At 66.4% G+C, this 18748-nt stretch carries 19 protein-coding genes and 1 pseudogene; 9 read left to right on the top strand and 11 right to left on the bottom strand.

The window, feature by feature from the left end; all coding sequences use genetic code 11:
* The 5 genes and pseudogenes from ACREB7_RS16665 to ACREB7_RS16685 form a co-directional block, all read right to left on the bottom strand.
* Window positions 1-277, bottom strand: a pseudogene (locus ACREB7_RS16665) (hypothetical protein); the annotation flags it as partial.
* A 17-nt stretch (window positions 278-294) separates the two neighbouring features.
* A complete protein-coding gene (locus ACREB7_RS16670) occupies window positions 295-1506 on the bottom strand; it encodes a toxic anion resistance protein (protein WP_431593399.1) in 1212 nt (403 codons plus the stop codon).
* A gap of 76 nt (window positions 1507-1582) precedes the next feature.
* On the bottom strand, window positions 1583-2542 hold the full coding sequence (locus ACREB7_RS16675; RefSeq protein WP_431593400.1) for a bile acid:sodium symporter family protein: 960 nt from the start codon (window positions 2540-2542) through the stop codon (window positions 1583-1585).
* Between the two features lie 42 nt (window positions 2543-2584).
* Window positions 2585-3304 carry a cytochrome c biogenesis CcdA family protein gene (locus ACREB7_RS16680; RefSeq protein WP_431593401.1) on the bottom strand — a complete coding sequence of 240 codons (720 nt, stop codon included), beginning with the start codon at window positions 3302-3304 and terminating at the stop codon, window positions 2585-2587.
* Between the two features lie 35 nt (window positions 3305-3339).
* Complete coding sequence (locus tag ACREB7_RS16685; RefSeq protein WP_431593402.1) at window positions 3340-3759, bottom strand: thioredoxin family protein; 420 nt, start codon at window positions 3757-3759, stop codon at window positions 3340-3342.
* A 203-nt stretch (window positions 3760-3962) separates the two neighbouring features.
* Between ACREB7_RS16685 and ACREB7_RS16690 the strand changes: the two genes are divergently transcribed.
* Both ACREB7_RS16690 and ACREB7_RS16695 read left to right on the top strand, forming a co-directional pair.
* A complete protein-coding gene (locus ACREB7_RS16690; RefSeq protein ID WP_431593403.1) occupies window positions 3963-4619 on the top strand; it encodes a purine phosphorylase in 657 nt (218 codons plus the stop codon).
* The gene (locus ACREB7_RS16695) at window positions 4616-5278 is read left to right on the top strand and encodes a D-Ala-D-Ala carboxypeptidase family metallohydrolase (protein WP_431593404.1); all 663 of its coding nucleotides are present in this window, start codon (window positions 4616-4618) and stop codon (window positions 5276-5278) included. The genes ACREB7_RS16690 and ACREB7_RS16695 overlap by 4 nt, the downstream gene beginning before the upstream one ends.
* 241 nt (window positions 5279-5519) lie before the next feature.
* Here the strand turns inward: ACREB7_RS16695 and ACREB7_RS16700 are convergent, their stop codons facing one another.
* From ACREB7_RS16700 to ACREB7_RS16720, 5 genes are all read right to left on the bottom strand, one after another.
* Window positions 5520-5855 carry a hypothetical protein gene (locus ACREB7_RS16700; protein WP_431593405.1) on the bottom strand — a complete coding sequence of 112 codons (336 nt, stop codon included), beginning with the start codon at window positions 5853-5855 and terminating at the stop codon, window positions 5520-5522.
* Between the two features lie 268 nt (window positions 5856-6123).
* Window positions 6124-6504 (bottom strand): hypothetical protein, encoded by a 381-nt coding sequence (locus ACREB7_RS16705; RefSeq protein ID WP_431593406.1) that lies wholly within the window; start codon window positions 6502-6504, stop codon window positions 6124-6126.
* Window positions 6505-6567: 63 nt separating this feature from the next.
* Window positions 6568-7575, bottom strand: a complete 1008-nt coding sequence (locus ACREB7_RS16710) for a cytochrome d ubiquinol oxidase subunit II (RefSeq protein ID WP_431593407.1) — start codon at window positions 7573-7575, stop codon at window positions 6568-6570.
* Window positions 7572-8963, bottom strand: coding sequence for a cytochrome ubiquinol oxidase subunit I (locus ACREB7_RS16715; protein ID WP_431593408.1), 1392 nt, complete (start codon window positions 8961-8963; stop codon window positions 7572-7574). The genes ACREB7_RS16710 and ACREB7_RS16715 overlap by 4 nt, the downstream gene beginning before the upstream one ends.
* A gap of 9 nt (window positions 8964-8972) precedes the next feature.
* Entirely contained in the window at window positions 8973-9593 is a 621-nt protein-coding gene (locus ACREB7_RS16720) for a GbsR/MarR family transcriptional regulator (RefSeq protein WP_431593409.1), read from the bottom strand.
* A gap of 183 nt (window positions 9594-9776) precedes the next feature.
* Here ACREB7_RS16720 and typA point away from each other — a divergent pair, with 183 nt between their 5' ends.
* From typA to ACREB7_RS16750, 6 genes are all read left to right on the top strand, one after another.
* Complete coding sequence (gene typA, locus ACREB7_RS16725) at window positions 9777-11609, top strand: translational GTPase TypA (RefSeq protein ID WP_431593410.1); 1833 nt, start codon at window positions 9777-9779, stop codon at window positions 11607-11609.
* Window positions 11610-11739: 130 nt separating this feature from the next.
* Complete coding sequence (gene rutB / locus ACREB7_RS16730) at window positions 11740-12465, top strand: pyrimidine utilization protein B (RefSeq protein ID WP_431593411.1); 726 nt, start codon at window positions 11740-11742, stop codon at window positions 12463-12465.
* Between the two features lie 2 nt (window positions 12466-12467).
* The gene (rutC, locus tag ACREB7_RS16735) at window positions 12468-12851 is read left to right on the top strand and encodes a pyrimidine utilization protein C (protein WP_431593412.1); all 384 of its coding nucleotides are present in this window, start codon (window positions 12468-12470) and stop codon (window positions 12849-12851) included.
* Window positions 12851-13639, top strand: a complete 789-nt coding sequence (gene rutD, locus ACREB7_RS16740; protein WP_431593413.1) for a pyrimidine utilization protein D — start codon at window positions 12851-12853, stop codon at window positions 13637-13639. Before rutC ends, rutD begins: the two co-directional genes overlap by 1 nt.
* A gap of 3 nt (window positions 13640-13642) precedes the next feature.
* A complete protein-coding gene (rutA, locus tag ACREB7_RS16745; RefSeq protein ID WP_431593414.1) occupies window positions 13643-14713 on the top strand; it encodes a pyrimidine utilization protein A in 1071 nt (356 codons plus the stop codon).
* A 195-nt stretch (window positions 14714-14908) separates the two neighbouring features.
* Window positions 14909-15391, top strand: coding sequence for a hemerythrin domain-containing protein (locus ACREB7_RS16750; RefSeq protein WP_431593415.1), 483 nt, complete (start codon window positions 14909-14911; stop codon window positions 15389-15391).
* Here ACREB7_RS16750 and ACREB7_RS16755 read toward each other — a convergent pair.
* Window positions 15363-18299, bottom strand: a complete 2937-nt coding sequence (locus tag ACREB7_RS16755) for a CHAT domain-containing protein (protein ID WP_431593416.1) — start codon at window positions 18297-18299, stop codon at window positions 15363-15365. The genes ACREB7_RS16750 and ACREB7_RS16755 overlap by 29 nt on opposite strands.
* Before the next feature lie 128 nt (window positions 18300-18427).
* On the opposite strand from ACREB7_RS16755, the gene ACREB7_RS16760 reads away from it, so the two are divergent.
* Complete coding sequence (locus ACREB7_RS16760; protein ID WP_431593417.1) at window positions 18428-18703, top strand: DUF3297 family protein; 276 nt, start codon at window positions 18428-18430, stop codon at window positions 18701-18703.
* The last annotated feature ends 45 nt before the right edge of the window (window positions 18704-18748 follow it).

Here is an 18748-nt window from a genome sequence, read left to right on the forward strand (position 1 = left end):
GCGGCTCGGGAACGGGCGCGCGCCCGAACAGCACCGCAACGCCGATCAGCAGCACGGTGAGCGCGAGCAGCCCGGCGAAGCCGAGCGGCTGGATCAGCAACCCGAACACCGCCGCGCCGAGCAGCACGACGCCGGCGGCGACGAGCATCCGGCCGAGTTTCTTGTACAGATGCTGGCGGCGCAGCGCGACGCTCTTGGTCCCGATCGGGCGGCGGCGTTCGCGCGACCGCTCGATCGCGGCGCTGCCAAGCGCGCGGACCTTGTCTACTTCGCTCATCGTCATCGCCGCTCCGCTCACGCTTCGAGCGACGCGAGCGGGCTGTCCGCCCCGCCGACGCTCGCCTGCGCCTGGCTCGCACCCTCGGCGCGCGCGATATAGCCCTTCGACTTGGCGACCTCGCCCTCGAGCGACTGGACAGTGGTCTTCATGCTGTCGAGCGCCTTCAGCTTGAAGGTGTCGATCGCGTCCATCGTGTCATAGATATTCTGGAAGGCGCGGGTCAGCGTCTCCATCGGGATCGTGCTCGACGCCGCCTGTTCGTGGATGCGCGCCGTATTGTCCTTCAGCATCTTCGACGTGCCGTCGATGATGTTCGCGGTCGTCGTGTTGAGCGCGGTGATCTGTTCGAGCACGAGCTTCTGGTTGGTCATCGCCTGCGCGACGGTGATCGCGGTCTTCAGCGCGCCGACCGTCGTGGTCGAGGCGCGGTCGACCCCCTTCACCAGCTCGATATTATTCTTCTTCACCAGGTCGAGCGCGAGGTAACCCTGCACCGTCACCGCCATTTGCGTCAGCAAATCCTGCGTCCGCTGCCGCGCATAGAAGAGCGCATTTTCGCGCAGCACCTTGGCCTTGGCGGGGTTGGTGGTGTCGAGTTCTTCGGCCTTGGCCTCGAGCCGCGCGTCGAGCGTCTGGGCGATATGGATCATCTGCTCCAGCTTGCCCATCGCCTCCCACAGCTTGCGCCGCTCGACGTCGATCGCCGCATTGTCCATGATCAGCTCGTCCTTGCCGTTCGACAAGGCGGTCAGCACGCCGCTGATATGCGACTGGGCGCTGCGATATTGGGCGAAATAATTGGTGACGCTGCTCCCGAACAATTTGTCGAGGATGCCGCGCTTCGACAGCAGTTTCCCGTTCGCCGACGGATCGAGCCGCTCGACGGTGTTGCGCAGTTCGATGAGGTTCATGCCGATGTCGCTGTCGCGGTCCATCGCCTTGATCGGCCGGTCGAGGAAGCGGTTCGACTGGTTCGCCGCCTCCAGCATTTCCTTGCGGCCCATATTGGTGATCTGGTCGATGCGCTGGCCGAATTCGGGGCTGTTCTCGTCCTGCGCGACCAGGTCGTCGATAAAGCCGTCGACCCGTTCTTCCAGCTTCGACTTCTGCTCGGTCGACAGCGACACCAGGCCCGCGGCCTTTTCGGGCGACACCACGGGCACCGGATCGGGCGGGGTCAGCTTCAGTTCGTCGGTCGCTGTCGCGGTGGCGGTCTGCTCGCTCATTCCTGTTCCTTTCGGGCCCCCAAGTTCGTGAAGGGCCGCCCACCTATATGGCATGCGGCACTGTGTTATTCAAGCATCACACTTCATTCGACCCGTTCAGCACCGGCGCGAGCCAGGCCGACAGGATCAGCTGCGCCATATGATAGACAAGGATCGGCACCAGCACCATGCCTGCGACCGCAGGCGGAAACAGCGTCGCGGCGAGCGGCGCGCCGACCGCGATGCTCTTCTGCGCGCCCGAAAAGAGCAGGGTGATGCGGTCGGCGCGCGCCAGCTTCAACAGCGCCCCGAACCCCCAGGCTCCGCCGAACGCCAGCGCGAGAAACACCGCCACAACGCCGAACACGATGGCGACCTCGCGCGCGTCGAGCAATTGCCAGATCCCCGCGACCACGGCGGCCGAAAAGGCGACATAGACCGCGATGGCGATCGCCGTGCGGTCCATGAAGGTCGCCAGCCCCTTGTGCGCCATCACCCACGGCCGCAGCCAGCGCTGCACCAACTGCCCCGCGATGAAGGGCAGCAGCAATATCGCGACGATGCGCAGCGCCGCCTCGCCATGGATCTCGCCCGCGCTCCCCGCGAGCGCGGCGAACAGAAGGGGCGAGGCCGCGACCCCGATCAGGTTGAGCAGCGCCGCCGCGACGACGCTCGCCGCGACATTGCCCCCCGCCATCGAGCTCGCCGCCGTCGCCGACTGGACGGTCGAAGGGAGAATGCCGAGGAAGAGAAAGCCGAGCGCGAGCGTCGCGGGCAGGAAGGCCGTAGTCGCCGCCTGCGCCCCCAGCCCGAACAATGCCATGATGCCGAAACAGAAAGCCAGCGCGCCGCCCTGCAGCTTCCAGTTGCGGATGCCGTGCAGCACCTCGTCACGCGGCAGCCGCACGCCGTTGAGGAAGAAGAGGAAGATGATCGCCGCCGTCGACACCCCCTGCGCGACGGGCACGGCGGCGCCGCGCACCGGCAGCAGGCTGGCGAGCAGGATCGTCGCGAGCAGCAGCGGGACGAAGCGGTCGGGAAAGATGCGCGAGAGCATCGGCGCGTGATGACGGCGCCGCCCCGGCTTGGCAAGGTCCGATCAGAGGCGCGTCGACCAGTCGCTCGCCCACGCCGGGCCGTGGAGCAGAAACCAGGTCTCGATCGTCTTGTCCTGGCCGGTGAGCACCAGCCCGCCCGCGAGCAGCAGTCCGAAACCGAGCCATTGCTTGCCCCGGTGCGACGCCTTGCCCAGCCGCTCGCGCCCGCGCAGCAACGCTTGCCGCCCGAGCAGACCGATCGCGAGCAAGGGAAGCGCGATGCCGATGCCGAACAGCAGCATCACCGCGCCCGCCTGCGCCAGCTCCTGCCCCTGGCTCGCGAGCAACAGCGCGGCGCCGAGCGTCGGCCCGACGCACGGACTCCACACCGCGCCGAGCAACAGCCCGAGCCCGAACTGGCCGCCGACGCCGCGGCGCGGGCCGTGCGGGCTGCGGCGGTTCGCCCAATCGCCGATCGGCGTCAGCAGCCGCGTCATCGCCCGCTGCGCCGCCGGCACGATCAGGATCAGGCCGAAACCGACGAGCAGCCACGCCGACACATGGCGGAACGCCGCCGGATCGATGCCGATCGACACACCAACGGTCGCGATGAGCAGGCCCAGCGCGGCAAAACCGGTGGCGAGCCCGATCGCCAGCGCCGCCGGGCCCCAGCGATGCTCGCTGCTCGCCGCGCCCAGCACGATCGGCAGGATCGGCAGGATGCACGGCGACAAGATCGTCAGCACCCCGGCGAGGAACGCGGCGCCCAGCGTCAGCAACATGTCGACAGGTCCATGATCGCGGTCCGGCGCGCCGCTCAGCGCGTCGAGGCGACGAGCCGCGCGATCTTCGCGGGGTCGGTTTCGCCGAGCAGGCGGCCGGTCTCGGTCTTGCCCTTATACGCGATCAGCGTCGACTGACGGGTGACGCCGAGCGGGCGCTGAACATCCTTCTGGCTGTCGAAATCGATCCGGAACACCACGACATTCCGGTTCGCGGGCAGCTTTTGCGCGGCGGCGATCCCCGGCTGCTGGCGTGCGCACACCGGGCACCAGGGCGCATGGACGTCGATCAGGATGCGCTGCCCCCTGGCGCGCGCCGCGTCGAACGCCGGCTGGGTGAATTTCACGAACGCCACCTCGCTCTTGTCGGCGGCAAAGGCCGGCGCGACATGCGCGATGCCCGCGCCCAGCGGCGCGGCGGCGATCAGGGCGGCGAGGATGATGTTGCGGGTCATGGCGGGGTCCTTGGATGGTGCGGGGGATGGTGCGGGGGTTTGAGTCCCCTTGTTCGCGGCCGCGCCGCACAAGGTTACAGCGCTGAGCCAACCGAACGCTCCGCTCCCGCCGTTCGTCCCGAGCGTCGTCGAGGGACATTGGCGCGGCGCAAAGCTGTCCCGACTTCGCTCGACACGAACCGAAACGGGGTTAGACACGCCCCATGGCCAACCTCCTCATCCTCGCCGCGCTCGCCGAAGAGGCTGATGCCCTCTTTCTCGGCATCAGCACCCCGATTCCCGGGGCCTTCCCCGTCCGCCGCCTCGCGGCCCACGGCCACAGCATCATCATCGCCACCTGCGGGCTCGGCAAGGTCAACGCCGCGCTCGCCGCCGGGCTGTTCGCGGCCGACGCCGACATCCTCCTCATGTCGGGCACCTGCGGCGCGCTCGGCGCCGAACCCGGCCGGGCCTATTGGCTCGCCGAGGCGGTGCAGCATGATTATGGCGCGAACGAACCCGGCTTGTTCCGCCGCTACCGCGCCGGCGACTGGCCGATGGGCGAAGCCGGAGAGGCGCATTTCGCCGCGATGCCCGACCCCGGCCTCGGCCTCCCCCACGCGCGCATCGCCAGCGGCGACAGCTTCGTCGCCTGTCCCGACGCCGCCGCCGATCTGAAGGTCCATCTCGGCGCGACGCTCGTCGATATGGAGGTCGGCGCGGTGGCGCAGGCCGCGGCGCGTCTCGGCAAGCCCTGGGCCGCGATCAAGGCGGTCACCGACGATGCCAATGATGCCAGCGGCGGCGATTTCCAGGCCAATCTCGTCCGCGCCGCGCGGCAGGCGGCGGCGGAGGTCGAGCGACTGGTCGCGATGCTGTGAGGCGCGCGCTCGTCGCCGCGCTGCTGCTCGGGCTCGCGGGCGTGGCGATCTGGCTATTGCTCACCCGTGCGGTCGCCCCGATCGCGCAGGTCGCACCGCAGCGCGACGCCGACCTCTTCGCCGCCTGGCGCCTCGGCGCCGCGAAGGACGATGTGACCGCGATCGAGGCTTATTTTCGCAAGGAAGGCGTCGCCGACATCCTCCCGCTTGCCGACATCTTGCGCAGCGACGCGCGCTGGCGGACGTGCAAGGCGGCCCAACCCTTCGCCGTCCCGCCGCGCCAGCTCTGGCCCGCGATGGTCCCGACCCTGCGCTATATCCGCGATGAGCTGGTGCCGGTCACCGGCCCCGCCCGTGTGGTTTCAGGCTACCGCGACCCCATCGCCAACGCCTGCTTCAAGGGCGCGAGCGCGAGCCGCCACCTGAGCTTCGCCGCGCTCGACCTGACCCCCGTCGAACCCCTGTCGCGCGAGCAGCTGATCGCCAAACTCTGCCCCCTCCACGCCCGCACCGGCGCGCGTTTGCAGGTTGGTATGGGCATCTACACGGTCACCCGCTTCCACATCGACACCGCCGGCCACCGCCGCTGGGGCGCCGACTATCACGCGACGTCATCGCCGTGCTCGACGACACAACGTCCATCGTCACCCCGGGCTTGACCCGGGGTCTGCTTCTTCACCGTCTGCGAAACAGATTTCACACAAAGGCGCAAAGGCACGAAGAAGCGGACAGGCGACCGCAAGGTCGGATTCTCCTCATCGCCGCATCATGCTGCAGCATCGAAGGAAAAAGCCGCTTTGCGGTCCGCACAACCTCTTCGTGTCTTTGCGCCTTTGTGTGAAATAGAAATAACGACCTATCGATACTGCCCAGCGCCGCTCGGAAAGCGCCCGATTTAGGTCATTCCAAATTCGCGAAGTATCGGCGAACGATTTCGTTCGGGTCGCGGTCTAGCGAGCCGCCCTGCAAAACCACACCATTGTCGAGAACAACGACCGGGCCGTGGCCGACAAGAAAGTCCGAAAGGTCGGACATATCTCGCGATTTCACCCATTCTCGGCCTTGATATCGAAAAACCCACCCACCAGGGATTTGTTCGACCATGTCCTCCATGACGGCAAGGGGTAGGCCGACGGTCTTTTCCATATCGACCAAAAAACCGTCGAATATCTTTCGCGCAGCCATGCCATCCATAGAATACTTTCCCCAAAACCTTTCGGCGACATGGCGCGCCAAGCCCCCTCACACTAACTCAAACGCGCCACCCCGGACTCGACCCGGCCTCCCGATCAGCGGCGCCATATATCTCACGCAAAGGCGCAAAGAAGCAGCCCCGCGACCGCAAGGCCGCCTTCCCTTCATCGCTGCATCATCGCCGCATCATCGAAGGAAGAAGCCGCTTCGCGGCCAGCACAACCTCTTCGTGCCTTTGCGCCTTTGCGCGAAACAAAAAAGCCGGACCTATCGGCACTGCACCGGCGCAACATCAGCAAGCAACCGGTCGCTAAAGCTTCCGGCGCAAAACCAGCACTCGCCCATAAGTTTTGCTGTTCTCCTCCTCGAAACCCCGATCGCGGAGGAAATGTTGGAGCCGTGGGTTGGGGTTTGCGCAGGTAAGCGCATGGACGTTCCAAACGATGCTCGTGTACCCACGCTCCTTGGCATAACGCTCGATGAGCTTCCACAGCGATGCCACGACGCCCTCGCCGCCGCCGTCTATGTGAGCGAGATTGACCGCCAATTCTTCACGGTCCCTGTTGAATTCGGCGAGAACCGTTGCCGTCCCCATGCGAAATGTGATTGGCCTGCCGAAAGCCAGCAACTCCTCCAGCTCTTCGGTTGGCAGTGCCTTCAGGGCTTCAAGCGATACGCCTTCGATTTCCATCGACTCTATATGTCTGCGCCAACGTCGGCTTTCCACCCGAAAAGCCGCCGCACATTTGGCCCCTCACTCATAACTCAAATGCGTCGCCTTCCCCCTGAAAATCCAGTGCGACAGGATCGAATATCCCAAAATCACCGGCAGCACGAACAGCGCCCCGATCAGGATGATGCTCAGCGATTCGGGGGACGCCGCCGCCTGCCAGATGTCGAGCCGGTCGGCGATCAGATAGGGGTAGAAGCTGTAGGCGATCCCCACGAACCCCAGCGCGAACAATATGCCCGCGGTCGCCAGCGGCACCCACGACAATTCGTCCCTTTCGCGCAAGGGCCGGCGCAGGAAGATCGCGAGGCCGACGAACAAGGTCGCCGCCGCGATCGGGATCGGCAGCAGCGCGATGATCTCGGGCAGGCGGAACCAGCGCGCGAAGATGCGCTCCGACAGCAGCGGCGTCGCGATCGAGATGATCGCCATCGCCAGCGCGGTCAGCCACAGCGTCACCTCGGCCCAGCGCACCGCGCGCTTCTGCAAATCGCCCTCGACCTTGTAGACCAGCCAGCACGCGCCGACGAACAGATAGCCCGCAACCAGCCCGAGCGCGGCGAGCAGGCAGAAGAGCACCGACGACAGGCTCTGGTCGAACCCCAGCACATAGGCGCCGAGCATATAGCCCTGGCACAGCGCGGTGAGCAAAGAGCCATAGAAAAAGGCGGCGTCCCAGCGATGCTTTTGCTCGGGCGCGGCCTTGGCGCGGAACTCGAAGCTCACCCCGCGCAGGATCAGCGCGACCAGCATCAGCACCACCGGCAGATACAGCTGGGTCAGGATCAAACCATGCGCGACCGGAAAGGCGACGAGCAACAGCCCGATGCCGAGCACCAGCCAGGTTTCGTTGGCGTCCCAGAACGGCCCGATCGACGCGACCATCAGGTCGCGGTTCGTGTCGCTTTCGAGCCGCGTCAGCATGCCGACGCCCAGATCGTAACCGTCGAGGATCACATAAAGCAGGATCGACAGGCCCATCAGGCCCGCAAAGATCACCGGCAGCCACCAGGGGTCGATGAACGGCGTCATGGGGTCACTCCCTCGTCGAGCGGCGCGGCGGGGCCGGGGGCGGCGCCGGGGATCGGGAACATCGGCTTGGCGTCGGGCGCCGCCTTGCCGAGCCGCGCGAGCCGGTACAGCACCGCGACATAGGCGGCGAGCAGCACGGCATAAACCGCAAGATACAGCGTCAGCGAACTCGCCACCATCGCCGGTCCGGCAGGGCCCACCGCGTCGGCGGTCTTGAGCACGCCGGTGACCAGCCAGGGCTGGCGCCCGATCTCGGTGACATACCAGCCCGCGAGCGTCGCGACCCAGCCGGCGAAGGTCATCGCGACGAGCGCGCGCGCATACCAGCGCGGCAATCTGTCGACCCCGCGCCGCCACAGCGTCCACGCGCCGAACCACGAAATCGTCAGCATCAGCACGCCCAATCCGACCATCACCCGGAAGCCCCAGAACAAGGGCGCGACCGGCGGGTGGTTGCCTTCATAGTCGTTGAGCCCCGGCACGACGCCCGCTGCCTCATGTTTCAGGATCAGGCTCGCGCCCGACGGCACCGCCACCTCCAGATGGTTGGTGCGCGCCTTTTCGTCGGGGATCGCGAACAGCACGAGCGGGACATGGCTGCGCGTTTCCCAATTGGCCTCCATCGCCGCGATCTTCTGCGGCTGATGCTCCAGCGTGTTGAGCCCGTGCATGTCGCCGACGAAAATCTGCACCGGGATCAGCAGCGCGGCGGCATAGACGGCGGCTTTCAGCGTGCGCCGCACCCCTTCGCCGCCGCCGTCGCGCAGCCAGCGCCAGGCCGACATGCCCGCGATCAGAAAGGATACGGTGAGCGCCGAGGCGAGCAGCATGTGCATCAGGCGGTACGGCATCGACGGGTTGAAGACGATCGCCCACCAGTCGGTCGCATGGACGACACCGTCGCGGATCTCGTAACCGACCGGGGTCTGCATCCAGCTGTTGAGCGCGATGATCCAGAACGCCGACAGCGTCGTGCCGCCCGCGACCAGACAGGTCGCCATCGTGTGGACCCAGTTGGGCACGCGGCTGAATCCGAAGAGCATGATCCCCAGGAACACCGCTTCGAGGAAAAAAGCCGTCAGCACCTCATAAGCGAGCAGCGGCCCGGCGACATTGCCGACCTTTTCCATATAGCCCGGCCAGTTGGTGCCGAACTGGAAACTCATTGTGATGCCCGACACGACCCCCATCGCGAAACTCAGCGCGAAGATTTTCACCCACAGGCGGTAGGCGTCCATCCAGGCCGCATCTTTCGTGCGGTTGTACGCAAGCTTGAAGCCGAGCAGCGCCCAGCCGAGCGAGATGGTGATCGTCGGGAACAGGATGTGGAAGCTGATGTTGGTCGCGAACTGGATTCGCGCCAGGATCAACGGGTCAAGTGCGTCCATCGTCGTCTGCTACCCCCCGTTTGTGTCGAGCGAAGTCGAGACACCCTTCCCGCGGCCAAGCATGCGGTCCTTGAACTCGAGCGCTTTTACCACGCGTTCGCCGAGCCGCAAAAGCTGCAGCAGCCGCTCGGTGTCGAGCCGCTCCATTTCGGCATACCAGTCGGTGAGCAGCTCGATCTGTTCGTGCATCGCCGCGATCCGTTCCTGCGCGAAGCGGTCGGCGGGGTCGGTCGCGGGCTCCATCAACAGCGCGCGCAGCGTCGTCAGCGTCGGGTCGATCTCGCGCTTCTTGCGCTCTTCGACCAAAGTGCGGAAGATCGCCCATACATCGCGCGGCGTCGCATAATAATCGCGCCGGTCGCCGGGCAGGTGCTTCAATTGCACCAGCCGCCAACTTGCGAGCTCTTTCAGCCCCATCGACACGCTGCCGCGCGACAGCCCCAGCGCCTCGCTGATCTCCTCGGCGTGGCGCGCGCCGTCGGCGAGGAACAGCATCGCATAAATCTGTCCGACGGTGCGGTTGATCCCCCAGCGGCTCCCCATCTCGCCGAAATGCAGGACAAACGCCTGCGCTAGCGGGGAGAGCCGAAACGGCGGCGATGGAGAGTCGGGGGCGGAGGAGGGGTCCACGCGACTCGTATAGCGCGAATTTCTGAAGTTTCAATAATTATTGAAACTTCCTTGACGTGACCCCGCGCTACGCGGCACCTTCGCCAACTTCGGCAATTTCGTTGCGCTGCAACAACGCTTCTGCTAGGCGCGCGCCGATCGCGGCAGTCCGGTGCCGCCCCCTCACAATCAAGGCCTTCCCGCATGTCTTTGCGCAACATCGCCATCATCGCGCACGTCGATCATGGCAAGACCACCCTCGTCGACCAGCTGTTCCGCCAGTCGGGCACCTTCCGCGACAACCAGCGCGTCGAAGAACGCGCGATGGATTCGAACGATCTGGAGAAAGAGCGCGGGATCACCATCCTCGCGAAATGCACCAGCGTCGAATGGGGTGAAGGCGCCGACCTGACGCGCATCAACATCGTCGACACCCCCGGCCACGCCGACTTCGGCGGCGAGGTCGAGCGTATCCTGTCGATGGTCGACGGCGTCATCCTGCTCGTCGACGCCGCCGAAGGCCCGATGCCGCAGACCAAGTTCGTGACCGGCAAGGCGCTTGCCCTCGGCCTCAAGCCGATCGTCGTCGTCAACAAGATCGACCGCAGCGACGCGCGCGCCGCCGAAGTGCTCGACGAGGTGTTCGAACTGTTCCTGACGCTCGAAGCCAATGACGAACAGCTCGACTTCCCGATCCTCTACGCCTCGGGCCGCGGCGGCTATGCCTCGGAAAGCCCCGACGCGCGCGACGGCACGCTCGAGCCCTTGTTCAAGACGATCGTGTCGCACGTCCCGACCCCGGGTCTGCCCGAAGACGCGCCCTTCACCTTCCTCGCGACTTTGCTCGACCGCGACAATTTCATCGGCCGCATCCTGACCGGCCGCGTCCAGTCGGGCACGGTCAAGGTCAACCAGCCGATCCATGCGCTCGATATGGACGGCAAGGTGATCGAGACCGGCCGCGCGTCGAAGCTGCTCGCCTTCCGCGGGCTCGAGCGCGTTCCCGTCGAGGAAGCGCGCGCGGGCGACATCGTCGCGATCGCGGGCCTCGCGCAGGCGACCGTCGCCAACACGATCGCCGACACCAGCGTCAGCGAGCCGATCGCCGCGCAGCCGATCGATCCGCCGACGCTGTCGATGCGCTTTGCGGTCAATGATTCGCCGATGGCGGGCCGCGAGGGCAGCAAGGTCACGAGCCGCATGATCCGCGACCGCCTGTTCCGCGAAGCCGAGACCAATGTCGCGATCCGCATCACCGAAAGTGCCGACAAGGACAGCTTCGAAGTCGCGGGCCGCGGCGAGCTTCAGCTCGGCGTGCTGATCGAAACGATGCGCCGCGAGGGCTTCGAACTCGGCATCAGCCGCCCGAAGGTTCTCTATGGCGAGGACGAGGCCGGCAAGCGCACCGAACCCTATGAAACCGTCGTCATCGACGTCGACGACGAGCATTCGGGCACGGTGGTCGAGAAGATGCAGGTCCGCAAAGCCGATCTCACCGACATGCGCCCGTCGGGTGGCGGCAAGACCCGCATCACCTTCTCGGGCCCGTCGCGCGGCCTGATCGGCTATCATGGCGAATTCCTGTCCGACACGCGCGGCACCGGCATTATGAACCGGCTGTTCGAGAAATATGGCCCCTACAAGGGCAATATCGCCGGCCGCCAGAACGGCGTGCTGATCTCGAACGGCAATGGCGAAGCCGTCGCTTATGCGCTCGGCCCGCTCGAAGATCGCGGCATCCTCTTCGTCTCGCCCGGCGAGGCGCTCTATGAGGGCATGATCATCGGCGAGAATGCCAAGCCCGACGACCTCGAGGTCAACCCGATGAAGTCGAAGCAGCTGACGAACTTCCGCTCGACCGGCAAGGACGACGCGATCCGCCTGACCCCGCCGAAGCGGATGACGCTCGAACAGGCGATCGCCTATATCGACGACGATGAGATGGTCGAGGTGACCCCGAAGAATATCCGCATCCGCAAGGCGCTGCTCGACCCGCACGAGCGCAAGAAGGCGTCGCGCAAGAAAGAAATGGCGTAAAGTTCAGACCGGCGGCCCCAAAGGCCGCCGGTTTTGCTTTGGGGCGCGCGGCGCTGCTGCGCCGCAGCATGGCGGCTTGCATCGCCCGCCGCTTTCGGGGAAGCTGCCGCCTTCGCGGGAAGGAGGCTCCATGGCGATTGCGGTCGATACGGCACCCGGCGGCGGGGCAAAGGTCATTTTGCCCGCGCGGCCCGAGCCGCTGATCGTCGACCCGCACGCCACCGCCGTCGTCGTGATCGACATGCAGAATGCCTATGCGTCGCCGGGCGGCTATGTCGACCTCGCGGGCTTCGACATATCGGGCGCGGCGGGGGTGATCGGGCGGATCGCGCAGGTGCTCGATATCGCGCGGGGCGCGGGAATGCCGATCGTCTATCTGCAGAACGGCTGGGACGCCGATTATGTCGAGGCCGGCGGCCCAGGGTCGCCCAACTGGCACAAGTCGAACGCGCTGAAGACGATGCGCGCGCGACCCGAATTGGCCGGGCAATTGCTGGCGCGCGGCGGCTGGGATTATGAGCTGGTCGAGGCGCTGGCGCCGCAACCGGGCGACATCCGCCTGCACAAGACGCGCTATTCGGCCTTCTTCAACTCACAGCTCGACAGCACCTTGCGGTCGCGCGGCATCCGCACGATCGTCTTCGTCGGCATCGCGAGCAATGTCTGCGTCGAATCGACGTTGCGCGACGCCTTTCACCTCGAATATTTTTCGGTGATGCTGGAGGATGCGACCCACCATCTCGGCCCCGATTATGTGCGCGACGCGACTGTCTATAATGTCGAGAAATTCTTTGGCTGGGTGAGCAATGTCGCCGATTTCTGCGGCAGCGTCGGCCAGCGGCCGCAAGAGGAGTGACCATGGCTTTCGAACCGATCAACCCGCCGCAATTCCCGACCCCGATCGCGCCCTACTCGGCGGGCGCGAAGGCCGGCAACACCGTCTATGTGTCGGGCGTGCTGGCGCTCGGCGAGGGCGGCGTGGTGTTGCATATCGGCGACGCGGCGGCGCAGACGCGGCATGTGCTGGACGTCATCAAGATCACGCTCGAAGCCGCAGGGGCGACCCTCGAGGACGTGGCGATGAACCATATCTTCCTCAAGGATTTCGCCGATTATGCGGCGTTCAATGCCGTCTATGCCGAATATTTCCCGGGCGCGAAGCCCGCGCGCTATTGCATCAAGGCCGAGCTGGTGAAGGCGGACTGCCTGGTCGAGATTGCCTCGGTGGCGCATATCGGCTGATGCCCGAGAAAAATGGCCTCTATTATGAGTGGCACGGCGACAAGGAGGCGCCGCCGCTGATCCTGTCCGCGGGCCTCGGTGGATCGGGAACTTATTGGCAGCCCAATCTCGATGCGCTGGCCGCGCAATACCGCGTCCTGATTTACGATCATCGCGGTACGGGACGCAGCGATCGCGCGCTGCCGCAAAGCCATGTCCGCGACGAGGGTATGACCTTCGACATCAAGGAGCTGATGGACGGTCTCGGTATCGTCAGCGCCCATTTCATGGGTCACGCGGCGGGCGCCATGATCGGATTGTCGCTGGCACTCGAATGGCCCGAGCGCGTGCGCAAGCTGGTGGCGATCAACGGCTGGGCCAAGCCTGATCCGCATTTTTCCCGCTGCTTCGACGCCCGGCTCGCCTTGCTACGGAGCGAGGGGCCGAGAGCCTATGTCAGCGCGCAGCCGATTTTCCTCTATCCCGCCGACTGGAGTTCGCGACACAGCGCTCGGCTGGACGGAGAGGCCGCCGCCATGGTCGATCATTTTCCGGGCGTTGAGGTCATGGAGCGGCGCATTGCCGCGCTTCGGCGATGGGACATCGACGACCTCTGTCAGAATATCGACGCGCCGACCCTGGTGCTCGCCGCCGCCGACGACATGCTGGTCCCGTCGCTTTGTTCGCGGCGGCTGGCCGAGCGCCTTCCCAACGGCCAGCTCGTCGTGATGGATTGGGGCGGCCACGCCTGCAACGTCACCGATCCCGACACTTTCAACCGCGTCGTCCTCGATTTCCTCAGGAGCTAAGCCATGCAAGTCGGCGTCTTTGTCCCCATCAACAACAATGGCTGGCTGATTTCGGAGAACGCGCCGCAATATATGCCGAGCTTCGATCTCAACAAACAGATCGCCCAAAGCGCCGAAAAGCACGGGCTCGATTTTCTGCTGTCGATGATCAAGCTGCGTGGCTTCGGCGGCAAGACCGAATTCTGGGAATATGGGCTGGAAAGCTTCACGCTGATGGCGGGGCTCGCCGCCGTGACCGAGAAGATCAAGATTTACGCGACCTGCCCGACGCTCGTCATCCCGCCCGCTTTCGCGGCGCGCATGTGCAACACGATCGACAGCATCAGCCACGGGCGTTTCGGATTGAACCTGATCACCGGGTGGCAGCGTCCCGAGTACAGCCAGATGGGGCTGTGGCCGGGCGACGAGCATTTCCGCAACCGCTACCAGATGCTCGATGAATATGCGCACATCCTGCGCGAATTGTGGGAAACGGGGCGCAGCGACTTCAAGGGCACATACTACCAGATGGACGATTGCCTCGTCCGGCCCACTCCGCAAGGCGATATGAAGATCATCTGCGCGGGCTCGTCGGACGAGGGGCTCGCCTTTTCGGCGCAATGGGCGGACTATGCCTTCTGCCTCGGCAAGGGGGTGAACACCCCGACCGCCTTCGCCTTCAACAACGAACGGCTCGCCGCCGCGACCGCGAAGACCGGGCGCGACGTGTCGGTGTTCGTGCTGGTGATGATCATCGCCGCCGAGACCGACGAAGAAGCGCACGCGAAGTGGAAGTCGTACAACGACGGGGTCGACGTCGCGGCGATCTCGTGGCTGATGGATCAGGGCGCCGCCGACAAACACAACAGCACCACCAACGTCCGCCAGCTCGCCGCGCCCGAGGGCGCCGTGAACATCAACATGGGGACGCTGGTCGGCAGCTATGAAAATGTCGCGCACATGCTCGACGAAATGGCCGAGGTGCCGAACACGGGCGGGGTGCTCCTTACCTTCGACGACTTCGTCGCGGGGGTGGAGGCGTTCGGCACGCGTATCCAGCCCCTGATGAAAAGCCGCCGTGGAAATGCCGGCTAGAACCCCGCCGGCCGGCTATACGCGCGGCTCTGGCGTTGGGCGAACCGGACAATGCGGAGTGGCAACGCGACGTGTCGGTCAGTCGCGAGAGGCCGGGTGATCTGGCCGAAGCGCTCGGCAACCCCCGATTAACCCTCTTTTCACGGGCACGCCCTAGGACAGGGTGTGAGGGACCGCTCGATATGGGGTGGCCCTATGCATATGGTCCAGGAAATGCGGCGGCTGCGCGCCGAGCATGCCGCGCTGGCCACCCTCTCGCATTTCCTGATGGATATCGTCGCCGCGCCCCGGCCACCGCGTCCGACCGAGCTTGCGTCGGTGCGCGGCATGTTTCGCGACACGCTGGTGCGCCATCTGAAATGCGAGGATTGGGTGCTGTATCCGCGGCTCAAGGCCAGCGGCGACGCCGAACTGACGCGGCTGGCGCGCGAATTTGTCGGCGAGATGGGACATCTGGCCGAGGATTTCGTCGCGTATGACACGCGCTGGACCGAGGCGCGGGTGGCCGGCGACTGGCCGGGCTTCTGCCGCGAAACCGAAGCGGTGCTCGACGCGATCGGGATGCGGATCGAGCGCGAGGAAGCCGATCTCTATCCCGCCGCCGAACGGCTTGCCGCGTCATTGCACCGCATGCGCGGCGTCGATCTGCCTAGCGGTCGCGGTTGGTTACCAGGGTGAAGGGCGCCCAGCTGGCCGGGTGCGCCCAATGCGGCTGCCAGCTCTCGACGGCCGATCCATCGGCGCGCTTGCCGGTGCGCACCGCTTCCATCGCCATCGCCAGCGCGGTCGCCGGGGTGGCATCCTTGTTCCCCAGCGCCTCGACGGTCAGCGCCGCCGTCGCATCGTCCGCGACACGCCAGTGGCTCGCGAGCAGATTGCCCGCGCCGGCATAGAGGAAGCTGCGCGCGAGGCTCGACAGCGATTCGCCGCTCGCCCCCGCTTCGACCCCCGGGGTCGCGGTGTTGCACGCCGACAGCACGACCCAGCGCGCCGACAGCGACAGCGCCGCCGCCTCGCTCGCGGTGAGCAGGCCGTCATCGGTCGCGCTCGCCTTGCCCGGCGGGGTGAGGACGAGGCCGGGTTCGGACCCGGTGCCCATCTCGCCCGGCAGCAGACCATGGGTCGCGAACACCACCACAATCGCGCGCGGCAATTCCTTGTCGGCCTTGACCGCAGTTTCGGTCGCCTCGCGGCCGAGCCGGACCCCGCTGCCGCGCGCGATCGCGGCCGACAGCCGGGTGAGTTCGGTGACCGTGCCGGGCAGCGGGTCGAGGCGGCGGAGCTTGTCGACCGACGCCATCGTCTTGTCGCCGCTGGCGAGCGTCAGCCCGCCGCCGCGCACGCCGACGCCGCCGCGCCGCCGCAAACCGCCTTCGCCGCCGCGCGCCCCCGCCTTGCCATTGCCGACCAGCGTCGGCGCGCCATAGGCGACCAGATCGGGGCGGTGCGAGGTCGGAAGCGCGGCGCTTTCGCGCGTGGCGAGGGCGAGGGCGCTGACCGAGGGCAGGGTGATGAAGCGGTAATGCCGGGCGAGCCAGTCGGTGGCGGCGAGGTCGGCTTCGGCACCGCTTTCGGCGTCGCCCTTGGGTGCGCTGGCGACGAGCGCGGCGAGCGGCAGTCCGGCGATCGGCCCGCTCGCGAAGGTATAGACGCGGCCGCCCTCGGGCAGCGCCGCCGCCACGGGGGCGATAAGCCGCTGGTAGAGGCGGTAGGCGGCGGCGCGATCGTAACGCGGATAGCGCTGGTCGATCGGGCTCGCCTCGCCCTTGCTCTCGGCGGCGAGCAAGGCGTCATAGTCGGGAAGCGAGCAGGTGTTCTCGTCGATCCGGCATTTCAGCCGCGCGACATCGGCGGCGATCGGCGCGGCGCCATCGTCGACGCGGTTCCATGTCGCGGCCTGTTTCGAGATGGCGAAGGCATAATGATGCCCCTCCGACGGCAGCAACATCAGCATCGCCTCGTCGGGCTCGAGCAGCGCCTGCACCGCCGCGACGTCGATCGCCTTCGGCGTGACGAGCGTCGCATAGTCGGGAAATTCGGCCGCGATCCGGGCGTCGAGCGGGGCAAGCCGCGCGGCGGCGGCGTCGAGTTCGCTACGCAGCGCCGCCGCTTTCGCCTCGTCCTTGCCGAGCGACTGGTCGCGATAGCGCTGGTTGAGCGACATTACTGCCTGCGCGGTGTCCTGCCGCTGGCGCACCAGGTCGCCGAGCGGCCCGGTCCCGGCCAGGCTCCGCGCCGCCGCCTCGTTGATCGCGTCGCCGGCGTCGGTCAGCGTCAGGTCCTGTGCGGCGAGGAAGGCGGGGTTCAGCGCATCGGCCTTGCCCCCGCGCGCGGCCCAACCGGCGAACATCACCATGTCAAAGGCGCCCGATTGCGGATTGCGGCGGGTGCCGCGCGCGATCGCCTTGGCCAGTGCGGCGACGGCGGGGTTGGCGTCGTTGCTGCGGACCCCGGCATCGCGCCGCGCGCGCAGCCGGTCGGCGGCGTCGATCGCGGCGGCCAGTGCGTCGCCCTCGCGGCCCTTCACCTGCGCGCGGGCGCGCGCGAGGGTGGTGAGCAGGATGATGGTGTCGGTCTTGGCGTCGTACCAGTTGTCGCCGCGCTCGACCGCGAGCTGCAACGGCAGCGCTTCCTCGAAATAGGGCAGCGCCTCGTCGGCCTTGCCCTGACCGAGCAGCGCGAGCGCAAAGTTATAGCGTGACTTCTGGGTGCCGATGTCCTTGCGTCCGTCGAGGCGTTCGCTTTCGGTCATTGCGATCCGGCCGGGCCCTTCGGCCGCCGCGAAGCGGCCGGCGATGTTGCGGTAATAGCTGATCTGGTTGTTGAGGAACTGGCGCTGGGCGTCGTTATAGGCGGGGTCCTGCATCATCGCGAGCAAGGCGTCGAAGGCGCGGTCGGATTCGGCGTCGCGGCGAACCAGCGTCAGCGCCTCGGCATAGCGCAGCTGCAGGTGCCAGTTGTCGTTCGGCATTCCCGCCGCTTCCAGCTCGGCGAAGGTGTCGTCGAGCGCGCGCGCGACTTCGGCATAGCGCCCCTGCTCGAGCAACTCGCGGCCGTAGATTTCGAGCGACACGCGCGCACTGAAGCCGACGCTGCTCGCCAGCTTGCCATATTCGGCGGCGCGGCGGTGCAGCAGGCGGGCATGACCCAGCCGCTGATCGGAAGCCAGGCCGAGGCTCATCAGGTCGAGGAAATAGAGCTCGCCATCGACGTCCTTCGCCGCAGCGGCGCGCGCGGCATAGTCGCGCATTTTGTTCGTCAGCCGTTGATATTCGGGGTCGCCCGGAGTGCGGTCGCTGCGAAAATAGATCCAGAGCGACGTTTCGACGTTGGAGAGCGCCTTTTCCGACATCCGGCTGCGATATTGGGCGACCAGGTCGATCACCCCCAGCGCGGCCTGTACCTGCTCCTCGCTGTCGAGCGTCTCGAAACGGTCGACCGCTTCGCGCACGAGATTCGCCGCAGCCTGGTCGCACGGGCCGCCGGCATCGGGCGGGCAGGGGGGTGTTGCGGCGGCGAAGGCAGGCGAGATAGCGGTCGCCAGCAGCGCCGCAGAAAGGGCAAGACCTGCCCGGCGTATCGTCATGGTCATCAATCCCGACACGCGACCCGTGCGCCTTATTGCCGGGAGACAGGCCGAGCGCAAGAGCGACGACGCTTGATTTGCGGCGCCGCCTGCCCTAGCCGCGCGGGCAATTCTCTGGAGATTTCAGCATGACCGATACGCCCCCCGACCATATGTCGACCAACCCGCGCTCGCCCCATTTCGACATGGAGGTGCTGCAGCGCGGCATCGGCATCCGCTTCAAGGGCAAGGAGCGCACCGACGTCGAGGAATATTCGATCTCCGAAGGCTGGATCCGCGTCGCGGCGGGCAAGTCGAAGGACCGGTTCGGCCAGCCGATGACGATCAAGCTGTCGGGCGAAGTCGAAGCCTGGTTCGAGGATATCGCCGCCGACAAGGCGGACGGCACCGCGTCCGAAGACTGACGCGCGCCGCTCTGCCGAGCCCGGCCCAAACAAAAAGCCCCGGCG

Origin of the sequence: Sphingopyxis sp. (assembly GCF_050725615.1) — a bacterium.
GTDB lineage: Bacteria > Pseudomonadota > Alphaproteobacteria > Sphingomonadales > Sphingomonadaceae > Sphingopyxis.